Here is a 17546-nt window from a genome sequence, read left to right as displayed (position 1 = left end):
CCGGTGACAATCAACTGGCCAGTCTGCCCGCGCTTCCGTCAACGCTCCGGGATCTTGTCGCGCCAAGCAACCAGCTTACCAGCCTGCCCGATCTTCCAGCCAGCACCGTGAACTACGGCAATAGCGAATTCCGGCAGGCCGTGGTCGAGGATCTGCGGCAGGCATCGGCGAGGCCTCGACTGCGCGAGTTGTTTTTCCAGTTGGCCTCCGATGCATGCGCGAGCTGTCAGGATCGGATCACTTTGGCCTGGAACGGGATGCAGACCGCACGTCTGAACGCCGACATCGAGGACGGCCTGTACGACGATCGGCTCGCCGAGTTGCTCCAGCATGCCCGCGTCATGTTCCGCTTGGAGGCGCTGGACGGAATAGCGCGCCAGACGGTCAATGTCCTTCGTCATCACTCCAGACCGGTCGACGAGACCGAAGTCCATCTCGCCTACCAGACCCAATTGCGCGATCCACTGGAGCTGCGACACGTCGCCCCCGACATGCGCTTTTTGACCGTCTCTGGCGTCACCCGCGGCGACGTTGAGAGGGCGATGGCAACGGTGCGGCAGCAGGAAACGGTAGGTTTTGCAGACTATCTAGCGACGCGCTGGCAACCTTGGGAAACGGTGCTGAGGCGCATTGCCCCCGAAGAGCACGCAGCAATGGACGATCGGCTCATCGATGCGATGGGCGAGGAGTTTCAAATTCGGCTGAACCAACGGCTCGCCGAAGCTGGACTTGCGGGCGATGCCGACGCCGAGCGGATGCTCGGACCTCAAATCGTCAACGAGATCGCCCGCGAGATCAAGAGCGAGGTGATGCACCGGGTGCTTAGGGCGCACGGCATCGAGCTGTAAGAGATCGGTCAGATCCGTCATACGGATTGCGGTCGTGAGCTCGTGCCATCACTCAAGTCCCCAAAGCTGATCGGGCGACGGAGCCTGCTCTTCCGCCGATGCCAACGTTGCTAAGCTCGTAGGCCACTGAAAAAGAAGGGAAATGACTGACCATAGTCCGTGTACTGAAATTATCCCGGCGGCGCTCGGCGCCATTGTCAGTTGAAGTGAAGCAGCTTTGAGCTCACTCGGCTTGAGACGCTCAACCAAGAAAGACAAGCCCCAGCATCGTTCGGGGGCCATGGAGGCGCGATGCTGGGGCTGTCGTAGCCCTATGCAAGAGTAGCAAACAGGCAGTGTTGTTGTGCACCGCCCGATTCGATTCGTCAAAGCGGTGAGGATGCTCAGCTCCCGAGCATCCCGACCCTCCGCGGTCCATTGAAGCTCCGGAGAGGCTTGCGCGCCAGTTCGCCGCGGGCAGACAGGCGAAAGCACTGGCGTCCGGCCGGATCGCCGCCCGCATCAGGTACATGTTTTGCGCCTGTAACACTCGGGGGCCTCCTCCGGCCTAGCGCCGATATTCACCAGACCCCGGAACGGCTACTTGCCTGGCGACGACCGACAATCCTTGGAATCGCCGGCTGATAACGCTCCCGGGTATTCTCTTCCTCCATCCTTTTGTAAGATGGCGCCCGAAGGGGCTAGGCGCTGATCAAGCAGTCCGCCGAGCCGATCTGGATGCATCAACGCTTTCACCGAACGGCTCACCGCCGCAAGACGAGCAGCTCACTGGATTCCCAGGCGAGCCATCTGCGCCGACACATGCTCCGGATCCGAGACGAGTTGCCAGGGCTGGCCAGCGGTGGTGCTCAACAAGGACTTACAGAACGCAGGAGTGAGCTTGCCCCGGTGGATCACGACGTTGTCGTGCCCCTCGGCGGCTCGAGCGCTCTGCCAGTGTTGATTGTAGCCGCGCTGTTCGTCGGACTTCACATGGCAAGCTGCGAATTCGCGATTGCCGAGCGTTGCCAGTTGCCAGGCATGTACCGGGTGCTTGGTATGGATGTGCACCCACATCGCCCTTGGCATCGCACCATTGCGCAGCGCCTTGGGCTGCAGCTTGATTTCGAACAGCGTCCCTGGCTCTCCCTTCAAGGCGCGCGGTGGATCCACTGACGCCAGTTCCCCCGCGTCCCGCAACTGTTCTAGGTATTTTTGCGATGGAAACGCATAGGTCTTCATGCAATCGCTCGCGATTGCTGCCGTTCGCGCGTTCAATGAGTTTGCCTGTCCCTGAACCTCGGACAACATCCTTTTGAGCCGGACTATTTTTTCGTGCACTTCGGGCAATTGCGCAGCCGTGAGCAGGCCGCGTCGGCGAGGCTCCTCCAGCGCGGCAATACAGGCCTCAATCTCGGAGGACTGCGTCTGCAAGTGGTTGATGACGACATCCAAGACGTGTTCGGCGTCCTCGGGCTTCATGTGCCGGGCTTGCGAGGCGGCGCTTTGCTGAGCAGGCAGATCGAACTGCAGCAGCTCGTCCAATCGTTCAAGTAAGCCCGGCAGTGCTTTCCTGGAGGGCGGAGCCCGCCACATCTGGAGGTGATCGAACGCAGAGGATGACGCGCGTGCCTCCTCCGCCGTGGCGAGTCTCTTTGTGCCGAGATCCGAGAGCACAATGACCTTGCCCCTTGGGGCCCCGGCTGCATCGGGCCTAGCGAGTTGCGGCGCGGGTGGGCTGGCCGTCGAACTCCCCTCCCCTGCGGCTGCTGCGTGCTTTGCTTTGCCCTTTCTGCGCGCCGGAGTGCCTTCGCCGACCGGGATAGTATTCTCTGGCATCGCAGCCCAGGCCGGCGGTTCAATCGTGGCTTCCGTCTTTGGCTGCAATGCCAGCAGCCGCATGACTTCGTTCGCGGTCACCCAGGCAGCTTCCACGATCTCGTCCAGCAACTGCAACGGAAGGTCAGCTTCCGCACCGGCCTCCCTCAGGTTTCCAAGCATGGCGCCCAGTTGGGATGCAAATTCCGAAAGCCGTTCCATGACGCCTTCCAGGACGGCGCGGTGCTCCGCGTCGAGCGCCGCTCCATTGCCGTTCAGAACGGCTCCGGACGTCGAATTGAATGCAGGGAAAACATCTTTGACGAAGGTCCGAAGCAGTCGCACCCCCCCGCTCTCATCGATGAGGGCGTCGCGCACGTCTGGTTCCAACGTGCTCGCTTGCGATTTGACCAAGAGCTCCGCGAGCGCGATCCGCGATTGCAGATGCATGCACTTCATATTAAGCGCCCAGCCGGTATGATGCCTCAGTGCGGCATCTTCGGCGTTGCGCATGTCGGGCGTGCTGCTTGGCAAGTGGGCGGTAGCGGCACAGACAGACTGCGTCCGCTCGAAGCGCAACGCCTTCTTTCCCCACCACTCCATGCAGGCTACATAGCGGTTCGCAACACTTGCAAACAAGCGTCTCAGCTGGGCGGGCGAAGCGACGCCTTTGAGCCCGTCGAGCACGTCTTGTGCTTTCTTTCTGCTCTCCTCCAGCTCGTAGATAATCCAGGTCGCCACTTTATTACATTCGTCAGCCTCCCTCAGAGTGTCATCGCGGAGCCGGCGAGCCTGATCGTCTGGCAGAATGCCGCGCGCCAGATCGGGAGGCAGATTCGCGTAGTATTCCAGAACTGTTGAGCCTGCTTTGATGACCTGATCCATCAGATCTTGCCTCTCAGGCAAGTTTCGGGCGTGCGTGGCCGCTCGACGGCAAGCTTCAAGCTCCCCAACCAGGCTGCTCAATTTTCGCTCTGCTGCCTCGAAGTCGTGCCGCGTTGGCGCCGCTACATCCGAAGTGGGTGGCGGGCTCGCAAGCGCCGCAGAGCGCATCCGCTCCAGGATAGCATCGAAGGATTGACCACGTTCCCGAGGGAAGAGACCAGGTTCCGGGCTCGAACGGCCCAATTCCCCAGTCCTGTCGACCTCGGCGGGCTCAACCTGTGATCGATCAGCTCGGCCAACGCCTGCCATACATCATCTCCGAATAATCGAAAGTGCAGCCCGTCTGGATAGACCGCCTCGCTGACGACTAGCTGACCAAGAGCATTCATCCGCATGCGCAAGAAAGAAGATGTGGCCTTGTGTTCCAGCTCCATCGCAGCTCCCGTGTTGCTGACCGCATCACTGCCCCGGTGTGATCCGCTAAGACGAGACCGGGGCCCGACGTGCCTGCCCGCGAGATAGTCCGGCCCAATGCCGTGGCTCTGTGCACGCGAACTGGGCCAAGTCATCCCAAACGCTAGAGAGCAGCCAGGCGAGCGCCCGCCTCCTTAACGGCGATTTTTTTGGCCAAGCAGAAATGGCCAGCATATGTTGATCGGCAGAGAGCGCTCGCAACACGCGTCCCACCATGCGGTGATGCGGCATCGGAGCCCTTTTCGGCATCTCAGGCGTTTGCAGGTCGAGACGCTCGCCTGACGTATCGCTTGTCACAGGCACTTCAAACGTCTGCCCGGTTGATGAGTAGCCGCCGACGTGCAGCATTTGTTTGGCGTCGATCGAGCCATCTGCGCAGCTTGCAGAAGCCGAGATAGTTCAATCCACCCGCCGCGCGCCAGCGCCGAGACTGGCACGATCAGGGTTTAGGCTTCAATCCGCACGGGCAGAGCGGAATAGCCGTGCACGAAGTTAGATGCAATTCGCTCTGGTTCGCCGACAACCTGGATCTCCAATCCCGCCTGCAAAATCTCTTCCCAGAGGACTCTCAACTGCAGTTCCGCAAGGTGTCGACCAAGACAGCGATGGATTCCGAATCCGAACGAGAGGTGCTGCCGCACATTCTTGCGGTCGATCACGAAACTGTTGGCGTTCTCAATGATCTCTTCGTCTCTATTGCCGGAGATGTACCACATGACGACCTTGTCGCCTTTCCTGATCTGCTTCCCCCCTACGACACTGTCGACCGCGGCAGTGCGGCGCATATGTGCGATCGGCGTCTGGTATCGAATGATCTCGGACACAGCGCTCGAGACCAGCTTGGGATTGTCAGTCAGCTTTCGCAGTTCGGAGGGGTACTGGTTTATGAACAGGAGGCCGCCGGTAATCGAGTTGCGCGTGGTATCGTTGCCTCCAACGATTAGCAAAATTAGGTTGCCGAGAAACTCACTTGGCTCCATATGACGTGTGGCGGGCGAATGCGCCATCAAGGAGATCAGGTCGAGGCGCGGCTCGGCATTGATGCGCTCGTTCCAAAGCCCCGTGAAATAGTCCAGGCACTCGGACAAGATGGTGGTTCGCTTGTCCCAGCTGTCGATCGCATGGCCTGCTTTAGGAGCGGTAACAGCTACGTCTGACCAATAGGTCAGGAGTCGCCGATCCTCGAATGGGAAGTCGAACAGGGTGGCGAGCGTTTGCGTCGTCAACTCTATGGAGACCTTGTTCACCCAATTAAAGTCTTCATTACGAGGCAGGCCATCGAGAATTGACCTAACACGAGAGCGGATCAGGGTTTCGAGTTTCGTCAGGCTTTCCGGTCCGACGATCGGGCTCACGGTATTGCGCTGCTCGGCGTGCTTGGGAGGCCCCATCTTGATGAAACTCTGGGTCCAGTGCTCACCAGGCACGTCGACAATAGTGACACCTTGCTCTGACGAGAACGCGTGGTGGTTTGTGTCTACCGCTACTATATCCCGGTATTTCGTTACGGACCAATATGGACCATGAGTGCTGTTTTGACAGTAGTGAACGGGATCTTCCCTTCGCAACCGCTCGAAGCAAGCCCATATGCTGTCGTCCTGAAAGCGCTTGCTCTCACTTACATCCAGATTGCTGAGCGGGATAACACACGTATCGTCGGCCCTATAATCTTCCAATCGCCTGGTCATGATCATCTCTGCAGATTCCGCTCTCGAGAGCGTACGGCCTAGGGGCGCCTCATCGCTTCGAGCTGCCGCGGCGCTTGGCTGCGACGGGCTTCTCGACCAGACTACCTCACAGTCAGCTGGCCTGGCCCTACCATGTCGGGCAGTAAAAATCGTATTGACTATCGGACTCACTACTCAATGGAACATTGAGAGCTGCCAGCACTGGTTGGATAGCGCACTCCTTTTTATGAAGATCATGCTATCAATAGCGGTCTGGCTAGCGCCGCTCAGGCAGATCGATCCAAAGATCCGGAGCACCGTTTTGGAGTGTATCCTGATCTGGAACGTAGATATTATCGAAAATCCTGAGGCCATGAGCCATTACCCCTCCGAAAATTATGAAAGGGAGCTTGATCTGCTCTAAATCTTCGAAGTTATCAGCGCCGACAATTCGAATAAAATCGAGTTTAAACCGTCGGAACTTGACCCGAGATGTAGCCGACGCTACCAGATCCTTCACGCTAGTCGCTCCTCGGGCGATCTCTTCTCTTGAATAGTTGAGTGACGTGGAGAGACACGACAGCTCATCAAGCTCCGAGCGGCTAAATCGCCTCAAGCGCGACGAAACGGGAACTCCGTTCTTGTATCTAACGGTCGGCACAAACCTTATCTCGCAATCGAGAAGGAGGTCTGCCGCAGCGCGCTTGACCAGGATCGCCTGACCGATATCTTTCAGGCCGAAGTAGCTGCGAGTTGGCCGCGCATAGCAGATCCAGCGGATTGCCCCAGTAACGGCTTCCTTCAAATACGCCTCGGGCCCCCCTAGACGCAAATGACAGTCACCTTGCGATACAAACGTTCGATAGCCAGTCGGGAACATTTCGTTGTCGTTCGAGGAAATCACGGCAGTTGCTCCTGAACGTAGAGCAAGTCCAATATCATCGTCCAAATTGAAATCGTATCTCCCACCTGGTCTAAGCTGGATCTTGTTCGGGTAGACTGTGACAATCGCGACATCATTCTCTAATGCCGCTCTTCTGATCAGTTCTGCATGCCCAAGATGCAGGGCGCCGAGCGTGTGCACCGTCCCAATAGTCTGACCTGTTCTTGCGACCTCCCGGATGAACGCCTTGCCTGCGGAAAGACCAGCCAGATGCATTTTCTTACTCCAGTTTTTTTGAACGCCAACAAGAGTTGAGCGCTCGGATCGCCGAAGGTGCGCCGCCGGGCGTGTCGCGGGGCCGCGCGTGCCAACGAGCTCGAAAGAGCTTTAACGTCGACCACGGCACGAACCTGTTCTAAGCTCACAGGCACTGTAGTCACCTCTATTTTGCGGCTTTCGGAGCAGTCAGGTTGACCCTTCTCGCCCACGTTTGATCAACGATGAGAATTCAGCCAGATAGGTTGATGGCTCGCGCGGCTGATCCCCCTCTAGAGCTGCGGGCAGTCCCCGACAACGGTCGACAAAAAAAGGTGGCTCGAAAGTGGTTATCTTAGCGCCCGAAAAGTCGACCTTTACGAAGCTGGCCTGGAACGGCGATATCCCACTCAGGTTCGCATCGCGCAGGGACGATTGGTTCATGCGAACGTATGCGGCCCGCGTTGCCTCCAGGTTGCTGTCGGTCATATCCGCGGCGAGATATGCCTGAACGAGATTTGATCCCTCAAGATTTGCGCGACTTAATGCCATTGATTGCGGCGGATCACCGGTGATCATCGACCTGTAGAGGTATGCCTGGGATAAGTCCGCATATTCGAGATCGCAGTCGCGCACAAAGGCGCAGCGGCCACGAAAACCGGTGAATTTGGCGGCTCGCATTGTGCTCTCTGTTATCGAAATGCTTTCGCCTGATGCCTGAGATAGGTCCGCTCCGTCCAGCTGGCAGGAACGAATAGATGCACCGTTCAACACAGCACCGGCGAGGTTCGCGTCGGAAAGGCCTACGGACAGAAGCCGCGCCTCGGTCAAGTCCGCCTGCTCCAGCTCAGCCCTGGCAAGATTTGACAGGTGAAGATCAGCGAATGGGGCGCTCAGCGCTCTCGCCCGAATCCGCCCGCTCACCTTTGAGAGTCTCAGATAAGGAAGATGAGCGCCTTCCAAGATAAGACCATCGACGGAGGTGGAACGCACGATCGATAAACAGTCCCCCTTTGACTGGAAAAACGAGCAATTCGCCAGATGCGCCTTCGTGATGGTGACTTGGTTTAGCTTGGCAAGGCGGAAGGAAGCGGAAGGAAGGAAGCATTCATTGATGGTTGACCCCTGCAATTCCGCGCCATCAAAGACAGCATCACTCGCGTCGCACTGGTAAAGGAGGAGCCCGCTGAGCATCGCGCTGTCAAAGCGTGTTCTTTTCATGCTGCAACCGTGAAACAGGCTGCCGGTTGCATCAATTACATTGCGCAGACTGGCGTCATCGAAGTTGCAGACTTGCGCTGCTATCGCATGCATATAGGCAAAATCGAGCTTGGCCCCGAGGAAACTTGCGCGCTCGAGCCCGGGACAGATAAGGTTCGCCCCAGAAAGATCTGCTCGATCCAACTTTGTTCCGTAGAGCTGCGCACGATTGAGGGTACAGCGTCGCAACGGGAAATCTGACAGGTCGTGACCGCTAAAGTTCTCGGAGGATAGCTGCAAACCAATTCCGGTCCTTCTGATCGCCTCCTCGGTTCGCCTCCCAACAGCAGCAACGGCCAGCAGCCGGTCGGCAGCTCGGCTCCAGTACCGAACGAACTCGCCATCTGAAGAAAGCTTGTTTGTCGGATCTGAGCAGTGCTCTGCACCTACGTTCACGGTGCACCCGCTATCAGCGCCGATCCTTTGCGACATGTCGAGAGTTCCGTACTGCCAGGATTACGAGGGGCCTGCTATTGACCTTCTTTGTGCTTGGCCTGGACGCAGCCTGTGCGCTTTGTGGCGAACTCGCCTGCCAATTGGTGACAGGACGCGTCGACGAGACTCCTATATGTCGGTGTCTCTCGCGGCCGATGCTTGACCATTTCAGCCGAATTCTTGTCATGCGTCCCCACGGCCACTCGATGCAATTGTCCACCAAACCCGCCAACCCTGATCACGCACGGTCGTTTGACAGCGCCGAGTGCCCGGAAGTGCGATTTAATTCGTCAGCTCTTGGGAACTCCACATCAGTCTCCATCCACCCGAATGTGCGAAATTCTAGGTCTTTTCGGAATGGAGCCGCGGCTTGCGGGCGGAAAGGTGCTCCTGCATCTAGGGCTGCACTCGACCTAGCCTTACCTCATCGGCAGCAACAACCGTGCCAGCCGCATCAGTCGGAATTGTCGAGCCAAATAGGCAGCATAATATCGAAGTTGACGCAGAATGTTCTGAATCTGACAAACACGGTCTCGCCGTCAGGACTCGCATTATGATCGCTAGGGCATCGCGAAAGCAAACACTCCAAGTTCGTTTGCAGGAGGGCAAAAGCCGCAGTCTTCACCTGCACGCAATCGATGACGTGCAATTCGACACGTGCGGATCGCCGGCCTCATGGTTAGCCAAAGCTCGCGCTCGGCGAGGCCTCCTCCGCACGCCGGCTGGTCCATCTATGGGAGCCCGTGCTGCCTCGATCGAAGTCGCACGCCCCGGGCTTGTTTTCCGACTAACACCCGGCGCGCCGACGGGAACCCTACAATGAGCTTCACGCCACCCCGGCCCGGTTAGAGCGCGATGGCCGCCGCCTGACCCGGCTGTGAGGATCACAGCAGCATCTTGAATAGCCTTTCAAAGACATTCATTGCGAACCGATGAAAGCCGGCCCTGGCAGGCTTCTCCCATGCAGCTCAAGCTCACCGGTACCTAAGCTTCCGCCGGGCTGCTCCTCCAGGACCTTTCATACGGTGCTGCCGTGAAACGGACAGCGAGGTGGTCCATCCCGCCAAACTCCGCTCTGCAATGAACAACAGGCTCGCCGGCACAGTCGCAATGGCCACGAGTTTTCTTCAAGCAATGAGTCTGGTCAGCTGTTTGACAGCTAAGCCTCCTAGCATAGCAACATCTCTATCCGGACAGGAGGCCGCCGCGATGGCTCAAAATCTGGAAGAGAAGAATGACCGGGATTGCCGGTAAGTCCCACCCGTACGCCTCAACACACGACCGATTCGAGAACCAGACCGACCTGGTACGTTTTATAGACACTGCGCGCGTCTTGGTTCCTGATCCTGATCTGATCAACTTTGTACGATGATATTGAAGGCCAAAAACGGGAGAACGGAGTGGACCCATTTGACAACGTTAACCCATCCGGGGCTGGGATGCATTACCTCGAGCCGCAACAGGAGGAGGCAGCGCAAGCAGACTTTGAGCATCAGCTTAGAGCGTCTCAGCCAATCCTCGCAGCATCAGCTTCACCAGGGCCCGGATCGAGCCGGACGGTAACGGATGGCAATAAGAGAGCGCAAGCTATCCCGGAGAATGAACGGTGCGCGGCTGCACCCTTTGTGAGAGCGCGCGCTCAGCTTGCCGCAACGCTGACTTGCGCGAACATTGCGGAACTAAGAAGAGAAATCGAACTCGCTGCGCAAAGATCAGCACAATGGTCAAGAGCGATTGGATCGTCAGGCTATCGCGTCGATAGTAGCCGCGTTTACGACGACGTAGTGGCATCGTCATACCTGGAGCTCGAGCGCTTTCAAAACCACGCCAGCCACTGCAAGCCACATGCGTTGGACCGTCAAAGCGCGATGGCCCATTTGCGTTCCATGGCGGCTTTGCGTTATGACGAGGCCCCTTGGAATATCTGGGGAGGCCAACGGCTTGATCTGGGGCGCGCAGCGGCAGAGCACATGAGGGGTGATACCAGTTCTTCGCCCTTTGTGCACTGTCCGAGGAGGCCTCACAACTTCTCCTTTCGCCGGACGATGACAACCAGTTTGGCGCCAAAGTCATCGCGGAAACCGCGAATGAGTTGCACACCTACACTGTGCCGAGGGTCGCAACTTGGACGGCCGAAGAGATTGTCAGTATTCTCGAGGACGGGACTGAGAATGATGAACCCGATCTCGCATGGGTGAGTGATACCCCCACTGAGGAACGTGAGGTACTGTTTCTGGGCGGGAATCTGGATGACTATCGGGTGGCTAGCGCACCGAATCCATACAGAAAGTCGGGAGGAAGAGTCTAATGGCACAGGCTCGGAAAGAGTGATTTGCTTTTTCCGATGCTCGGGGCGGTCGAAAGCAGCCTTCGCGCTATAACACTCCGATCCGGCGGCAGCGTGGGGAACTGAGCGTCATCAACGCGGGCCCGCGGCCGGATCAGATGATGTTCTCACAAGGACCGCGGACAGCGTGCGGACGTAGCGAGATCATCTGGAGCGTTCAACCGAGAGGCCTGGCTCCAACCCATACGACGATTGCCTGAGCCGTCGATCTTCCAACGCCTGAGATCGAATGGAAATCGGCGGCCCTCATGAGCTACCTGAGCAGCAAGTTCAGGCAACTTGATCCTTCCCCGACGAAAGCACGGCCAGAAACACTCTGACCGTACTGACGATCGATGCCCTGCGCAGGTGTCGATATCATTAAAGGATCAAGTCTTCGAAGCGCCGCCCACGCCCTGCGTTCTTTGTTACCAGACGAACTTTGCGCCATCCGGTATTTCGCAGATGAATTCCCCTTGGTTCACGAGTTCGGTGGTCCCGACGACAAGTTTCGAGGCTCGCACCGTCAGCTTGCCTTCGCGGCTAAGGCTATGGCGGATGTACTCGGTCACGGCATGTCCGGAGCTGTCGACCGTTTGATGAGCATTGGCAAAGCTGATGCCGTTCTGGCCGGTCACCCGGAAGGCATTGATGACCAGACCGGCCTGCGTCGCCGACGCTGGCTTGCCGCCCTCCGCGGAGGTACAGCGGCTCATGTCCAGTATGAGCTTCACGTTCTTCCCCGCCTGGAGGGCACTGAGCACCTCGGTATATTTCGGCGAAGGCTCGTCGGCTCTCGCCGGCACGCTCACGCTCGCGGCCGAAAGCAAGGACAACAGGATCGTTAGTCCTCGGCCAGTAACCTTCATATGCTCTTCTCCCTCGATGAGTGCCGCCGATCGCGGCTTCCAAGACGTCATGCTCCAGAGGCGTTTGGCTGATTCCAGACAACAAGCGCGCTCGCGCTCGTACAAAAGCAGCCTATCGCAACGCGGCGCAAGTCGTTGTGATGGCTAATCCGACATCACAACCTCGTAGGTCAGGTTTGCGGAAGTCGCTTAACTTCCCACGCGTCGACGAGAACGACTTGATGCAGTCGTTCGCTTGGAAACAGCAAACGGAACCGGGTTGCGCTGGTCCATCCCAGGCTTCTAGAGCGACAGAATGCAATTCTCACTTCTGCATAAGCAGACGATCTACGAAAGAACCCTTCCCTCGCCTCAAGCACCAGCTTGTCCATCTTGCTGTGCAAGCGCTGTCTTCCTCGGACGCGTCCGCGATGAAGTGATAGAACGAGTCTGACGCGCCGGTCCGAACAAACTCAGTCAGGGCACCCGATCTCGGCCTAATCGAGCACCAATGTCGGAAGGCACAAGGCAGCACCGATTTGATTCGATGCTTTGCGCGGCTTCCGTCCAGCTGATTATTCGCCTCGCTGACTGACTCCATTCGACTCCCTCAAAAAAGCAGAAGCTAAATGGGCCCTTCCTGGTCTGTCAGCTTCTCGAAAGCTGCACACGCAACACTCTACACCGGCATCCGGCACAAGGGAGAGAGAGGGAGAGAGATGAATGTTGATTCAAACGCAGCAGACACTCCCTTCGAGGCTCACAACGTGTTAGAGCCGCCGGGCCGCTTCGGGCGGCAACAGGATGAGCTTGGCGGTCAGACCAGCGCACCAGCACACACTTCAGAGGATCAAGCAAGCTTCGAGCAGCAGCTGAATGACTTGCATCTAGACGACTTAGATTCGGTCTATACAACGTCGACTTCGGTCCGCTCAGCGACAAATTCTGTCGCTGCCACTTCTTCGTCCGCGCCAAGCGAGGCGGCCTCGGAAACCAGTAGCTATCCAGCGCCATCTTTTGTCAGTGCCCGCGCTCAGCTTGCCGCAACACTGACTGGGGCCAATCTTGAAGCGCTCAGGAACAAGATCGACCTTGCCGGGCAGCAAGCGGCGCGCTGGTCACCGGCGAGCGCACCTGCCGTTGACCAAGACCACGTATTCGACGACGTGGTGAGGTCGTCTTATGTCACACTGCGGCGTTTTCAGAATCAGGATAGTGATTGCAAGCCGCATACGGAAGACAACACGAGCGCCATATTGCATGTTCGCAACACGGCTCGGGATCATTCTTCCGTTGGAGATCATCCGGAGCGGTATCCTATTGACCGGGCGCGCTAAGCTGGCTGGCATATGCGGGGCAAGACAACAACATCACCCTTCGTGTCATTGGTCGAAGATCCGGCGAAACTCGCCGCTTCTCGCGATCATTGGGCGAGAGCGATCGCCAACAATGCGAACGCGATCCATACCTACACCGTACCCAAAGCTCACTGTCTGGACGCCCGACGACGTGCTGAGTAGCATTGCGCTTAGAATGAATGCCGAAGATTACGACAACATCGATGCCGACGTCGATCTGATGTGCTCACTCGGCAGAACGCCAACTCGAGAAACCGAGCGCCTCTTTCTGGGCGGAAACTTGGAAAGCTACCAAACCGGTAGCGAAGCAAATCCCTTCAAGCGGGAGGGCAATGAGTAGATGGTCTCGGCCGCACCATTTCGCGGGTTCGTCGGCGTTCAAGCACCATAATACCCGCAAGGAAGAACCGGAAGCGGCCCACCAACTCCGAGTCACGCACCACACTCAAGGCATAGTGGGGCGGCCGACCGCCCGATCAACTCGCCATCAAGCGTAACAGCGGCTGAGGGCTCCGGCGCAAGACGCACCTCCGACGGTCGGGAGAACGCCGGACCACCCTCTCTCCCGTGCCCGGTCGTTCTATTATCTTGATACATTGTGCGCTCCAAAGACATGAATTTGTCGGCCGAGCTCACGGCTGGCTGATGGCTTTGGTGAAGGTAAGCCGCCGAACGCGCAGCATCCTCCTCTAGTTAACTCGACCTGAAATTGACCGCGCGGTCCACCACTTGGTGTTTCGGCCGCGATCGCATCGGGTATTCACTGGTCCGCAGCAATCCGCGCTGCCACAGGACAGCCGATCCGCCACCTGGATGCGTTCCATCAAAACAATCGATTTTGCAGAGGACGCCTGAAAGCCTCATAGTCGATCGCAAGATGAGGAGGCCGCATTCAAGATGACGTCTGGCAATCGATTCTCTTCTCAATCCCTTGCCGAACAATGGCTCGAGCGATCGGCAGTCTGCATCTTGAACGTTACTTCCTCTGCATCAAGTGGACGTCCGACCCTCGCCACGGTCTTTCCGCTAAATTGACACGTACGAGGCGGATCGGATCGCCGCAATCCTGGCGTCATGGCTTACGCAAGGCTTGCTGAGAACGCCTGCCTCTTCGTGCATTTCAAATCGGTTCCGCTCTACGCTTAGTTGGACGGACAAATGCTCACGACCTTGCACAGAGCGAGACGGACGTCGCGCGCAGCTCGACGACATGACCGAACTGTGTCGCCGTTACCTCACAACGATTCACAATTGAGGGCACCGCTACAAAGAGCATTCAAATGCACTTGAATCTCACCTCGCGTCAGATTGTAGGATTTCCGACAGTCTTGCGACACACAATCCGCTCGCGTGAACTCTTCCTGACAGGTAGCAAAATTGCGAAGGTCTCAAAACTTCAATGCTCAGCCGATCCGGTTGGTCACACCACTCGACTGCTGCTCGTCAGAGCTTGCATCGTGTATCTGTTCTGCGAGCGCAAGACGAAGCACTCTCTTCGCTGCCAGACCGAGATCCAGCGCGCCAGAACAACGCGGGCAATCGTTACTTCGTCTATGCCGACGAAAGGCCCAGTTCTTGCGCCGTTCACCAGGTCTGACGAAATGGAGCCGGCGTCACCGCCTCAGACAATGCGCGACAGCAACGCCCTGCCTAACTTGTCCTCATTGGCAGCATCCGCTCGGCTGGGGGCAGAGAGCATCTCGGAAGCGACCGAGCCTCGGGAAAGTTGACATCTTGCTTGGCTAACACCGGCAAGCGAGAGAACGTCTGTCGGCCTTTCACGGCCCATTGGCCGACACATAGCGCGTGAAGTGTCTTTAACGCGGAAAACTTGCAATGTCATGGCTTGACGGCACTCCGGGCTCAACAGCCAAGCACGACTGACCGCGGATCAAGACGAATTGGGGAGTTTCAAATGTCGGTTTCGCAAGCCTGTCCGGCGGCAAATACAGCTACTCTCGCACCGGCCTTCCTTTCGCTCGGGCGGCTTGGTGCGATTGCTACTACAGGCGTTAGCGTAGCGCATGCAGGCACGGCTATGCTCGGCTCACAGAGTGCATCAGCACGCCGCCAGGACTTTCAGCCCGTAAGGCATCGCAAAGCTCTTGCTAGCGTAACGGATATGTTGAGTCGCGCCGCCCGCCCAGGCCACCCGCCGCAAGCCGCCATCTATCCGGTGACGATGGACGCGCATGCATCGATCGCCTGCCACCAAGCTCTTGCATATCGTTTACGGATCTTCGAATTCACGCCAAACCGTCAGGATCTGGGTTCCGCCGATTCTCATGCTCAAACCTAACACGCTCAAGTCCTGCCGAGGACGGACGAGAGGCGATGAATGCGAATTCTCCTGGTTGATCATCATGCGGACTTTGGCCGCGCTGTGAAGGCAACGCTCGTGAATTGCGGGTTCGCGGTCGACGTGACGCCCACGCTGGATGAGGCGTCAGCCGCGCTGGATTGCGCGAACTACCACATCTTACTGCTCGAATCCGTCTTGCCGGACGGAGATAGTTTGGACTGGTTGAAGCAGTTGCGGCGCGAAGGACGATCAATGCCGGCAATGATGATGAGCAGTCTCAATGATCTCAACCGGAGAATTGCGACCTTCAATGCCGGAGCGGATGATTTCCTGCCCAAGCCTGTGTCGATCGACGAACTCATCGCTCGCATGCGGGCCATTTTGCGACGGTCAACGCAAATGACGGCGCCGGTCGTGACATTCGGGAATCTGCATTTCGATCCGATCGCCAGACAAGTCTCGGTCGGTGGTCGGATTCTGAGGATTGCCCGGCGTGAGGTGTGCATTCTCGAACATCTGCTCAATCGCGCCGGCCGCACTGTGCCGCGCACATCGTTGGAGGATAGCTTGTACGCGTTTGACGATGAGGTCTCGACCAATGCGCTGGAAGTCGGGATTTATCGCTTACGCGCGCATTTGAACCAGGCCGGTGCGACGCTCAGGATCAAGACCGCGCGCGGCGTCGGTTACACTCTAGAACTCGTTGGCACAGCATCGGCTGCCTAGCAGTCTCACTTGAAGGCAACAAATCGCTTGAAGGTCCTTAACCATGCCGCCGGCGCTCTTCAGCCGCCTGCGATCACCAACCCGCATCGCTCTGCCACTCTGCCGCGTCTCTGCTACCTCCTATGCGGGCTTGCTTTGCTGTTTCCGCTTGCCGCCTCAGCCGAGACAAAGCGGGACGGCAAAAGAGAGATGCCACGTGCGGCACCTGGCAGCACCACGGGCACGCTCAACCTTACCTCGTCGCAGGGAAAGACAGTTCATCTGAGCGCGCCGGCGGCGACCATCTTTGTTGCTGACCCGGCGATTGCCGATTACCAGGCTCCCTCGAGCAGTACAATTTTCGTGTTTGGCAAAAAGTCCGGGCGGACGAGCCTGTTTGCCCTCAACGAAAACGGAGAGGCTCTTGCCGAGCTGCGTGTTGTCGTCACCCAACCGATCGAGGATCTGCGGGCCGCGCTCAAGGCCGAGGTCGGCGACTATCCGATTCAGGTCAGCTATACCCCGCGGGGCGCGATCCTTAGCGGTACGGCACCCAATGCCGATGTCGTTGAGACGGCGAGGAAGGTCACCGAGCAATTTGTTGGCGCGGGCGCACCGGTTGTCAACAAGATCCAGGTCGCCGGCTCACTGCAGGTGAATCTCAGCGTGCGGGTGGCAGAAGTCTCCCGCAGCGCCGTCAAGGATCTTAATATCAACTTCACCGCCTCCGGTCCAAATGGCGCTTCCCTTGTCACCGGCAAACCGGGCGGGTCCGGCGCGGCCGGCGGCGGCACGATCGGGGTCGGGTTTAGCGCCGGCAATATCAACCTGAGCGCTGTTCTCGACGCTCTCGCGAGTGAGCACCTCGCCTCAATCCTGGCTGAGCCGAATCTGACGGCGATGTCCGGGGAAGCCGCAAGCTTCCTAGCCGGCGGCGAATTTCCGATCCCGGTCATGCAGGATAACCGGCAGGTTTCGGTCCAATTTCGGCAGTTCGGTGTGAGCTTGGAATTTGTCCCGACGGTGCTCAGCAACAACCAGATCAATGTCCGTGTGAAGCCTGAAGTCAGCGAACTGTCGAGCGAAGGCGAGGTCAAGATCAACGGTACGGCGGTCCCTGCCCTTTCGACTCGACGAGCGAGCACCGTGGTCGAGCTCGCCAGCGGCCAGAGCTTTGCAATCGGCGGCCTCATCAGGCGCAACTTCAACACTGATATCAGCGAGTTTCCCTGGCTCGGCGATGTACCGATCCTGGGCGCGCTTTTTCGCTCTTCATCGTTTCAAAAACGCGAAACCGAGCTGGTTATCGTTGTCACACCTTACATCGTGCGGCCGGGATCAAATCCAGGTCGGATAAGCGCGCCCACCGACCGGATCGCACCGCCATCGGATCCAGGCCGCATTTTGACGAACACGCTGGCACGGCCGCCTCAAGGCCGCGATGCGCCGCGCGCGAGCGCACCAGGATTGACGGGCAACGCCGGCTTTATCATCGAATGAGGA

Annotated in this window: 10 protein-coding genes; 5 read left to right on the top strand and 5 right to left on the bottom strand. The window is 58.1% G+C overall.

All coding sequences use genetic code 11. The features are described from left to right. The first annotated feature begins 107 nt into the window (after positions 1 to 107). Positions 108 to 848: an NEL-type E3 ubiquitin ligase domain-containing protein gene (locus XH84_RS34265; RefSeq protein ID WP_245471961.1), complete on the top strand. Its 741-nt coding sequence runs from the start codon at positions 108 to 110 to the stop codon at positions 846 to 848. A gap of 765 nt (positions 849 to 1613) precedes the next feature. Here XH84_RS34265 and XH84_RS34260 read toward each other — a convergent pair. The 5 genes from XH84_RS34260 to XH84_RS34230 all read right to left on the bottom strand — a co-directional run bounded on the left by XH84_RS34260 (position 1614) and on the right by XH84_RS34230 (position 11699). Beyond that, a complete protein-coding gene (locus tag XH84_RS34260) occupies positions 1614 to 3839 on the bottom strand; it encodes a hypothetical protein (protein WP_128948660.1) in 2226 nt (741 codons plus the stop codon). Between the two features lie 611 nt (positions 3840 to 4450). Further along, positions 4451 to 5692, bottom strand: coding sequence for a cytochrome P450 (locus XH84_RS34255; RefSeq protein ID WP_128948659.1), 1242 nt, complete (start codon positions 5690 to 5692; stop codon positions 4451 to 4453). Between the two features lie 256 nt (positions 5693 to 5948). Next, positions 5949 to 6830: a pantoate--beta-alanine ligase gene (locus XH84_RS34250; RefSeq protein WP_128948658.1), complete on the bottom strand. Its 882-nt coding sequence runs from the start codon at positions 6828 to 6830 to the stop codon at positions 5949 to 5951. Between the two features lie 189 nt (positions 6831 to 7019). Next, a complete protein-coding gene (locus XH84_RS34245) occupies positions 7020 to 8501 on the bottom strand; it encodes a pentapeptide repeat-containing protein (protein ID WP_128948657.1) in 1482 nt (493 codons plus the stop codon). 2757 nt (positions 8502 to 11258) lie between these two features. After that, a complete protein-coding gene (locus tag XH84_RS34230; protein WP_128948656.1) occupies positions 11259 to 11699 on the bottom strand; it encodes a VirK family protein in 441 nt (146 codons plus the stop codon). Positions 11700 to 12397: 698 nt separating this feature from the next. Here XH84_RS34230 and XH84_RS41195 point away from each other — a divergent pair. The 4 genes from XH84_RS41195 (at position 12398) to XH84_RS34205 (ending at position 17543) form a co-directional block, all read left to right on the top strand. Further along, positions 12398 to 13015: a hypothetical protein gene (locus XH84_RS41195; RefSeq protein ID WP_245471960.1), complete on the top strand. Its 618-nt coding sequence runs from the start codon at positions 12398 to 12400 to the stop codon at positions 13013 to 13015. A gap of 196 nt (positions 13016 to 13211) precedes the next feature. Then, positions 13212 to 13376, top strand: a complete 165-nt coding sequence (locus XH84_RS41190; RefSeq protein ID WP_245471959.1) for a hypothetical protein — start codon at positions 13212 to 13214, stop codon at positions 13374 to 13376. 1998 nt (positions 13377 to 15374) lie between these two features. Beyond that, positions 15375 to 16064: a winged helix-turn-helix domain-containing protein gene (locus XH84_RS34210; RefSeq protein ID WP_128948653.1), complete on the top strand. Its 690-nt coding sequence runs from the start codon at positions 15375 to 15377 to the stop codon at positions 16062 to 16064. Positions 16065 to 16091: 27 nt separating this feature from the next. Next, entirely contained in the window at positions 16092 to 17543 is a 1452-nt protein-coding gene (locus tag XH84_RS34205; RefSeq protein ID WP_164937419.1) for a type II and III secretion system protein family protein, read from the top strand. Positions 17544 to 17546 lie beyond the last annotated feature (3 nt).

It is taken from the genome of Bradyrhizobium nanningense (genome assembly GCF_004114535.1).
Lineage (GTDB): Bacteria > Pseudomonadota > Alphaproteobacteria > Rhizobiales > Xanthobacteraceae > Bradyrhizobium > Bradyrhizobium nanningense.
Note: the sequence above shows the minus strand (reverse complement) of the source record. Positions and strands in the feature narration are given on the sequence as shown.

Bases quoted from the DNA above. Each gene is read 5' to 3' on its own strand.
- XH84_RS34255 (WP_128948659.1), bottom strand. From the start codon at position 5,692: ATGACCAGGCGATTGGAAGATTATAGGGCCGACGATACGTGTGTTATC.
- XH84_RS34210 (WP_128948653.1), top strand. From the start codon at position 15,375: ATGCGAATTCTCCTGGTTGATCATCATGCGGACTTTGGCCGCGCTGTG.
- XH84_RS34245 (WP_128948657.1), bottom strand. From the start codon at position 8,501: ATGTCGCAAAGGATCGGCGCTGATAGCGGGTGCACCGTGAACGTAGGT.
- XH84_RS34250 (WP_128948658.1), bottom strand. From the start codon at position 6,830: ATGCATCTGGCTGGTCTTTCCGCAGGCAAGGCGTTCATCCGGGAGGTC.
- XH84_RS34230 (WP_128948656.1), bottom strand. From the start codon at position 11,699: ATGAAGGTTACTGGCCGAGGACTAACGATCCTGTTGTCCTTGCTTTCG.
- XH84_RS34260 (WP_128948660.1), bottom strand. From the start codon at position 3,839: ATGGCAGGCGTTGGCCGAGCTGATCGATCACAGGTTGAGCCCGCCGAG.
- XH84_RS41190 (WP_245471959.1), top strand. From the start codon at position 13,212: ATGAATGCCGAAGATTACGACAACATCGATGCCGACGTCGATCTGATG.
- XH84_RS41195 (WP_245471960.1), top strand. From the start codon at position 12,398: ATGAATGTTGATTCAAACGCAGCAGACACTCCCTTCGAGGCTCACAAC.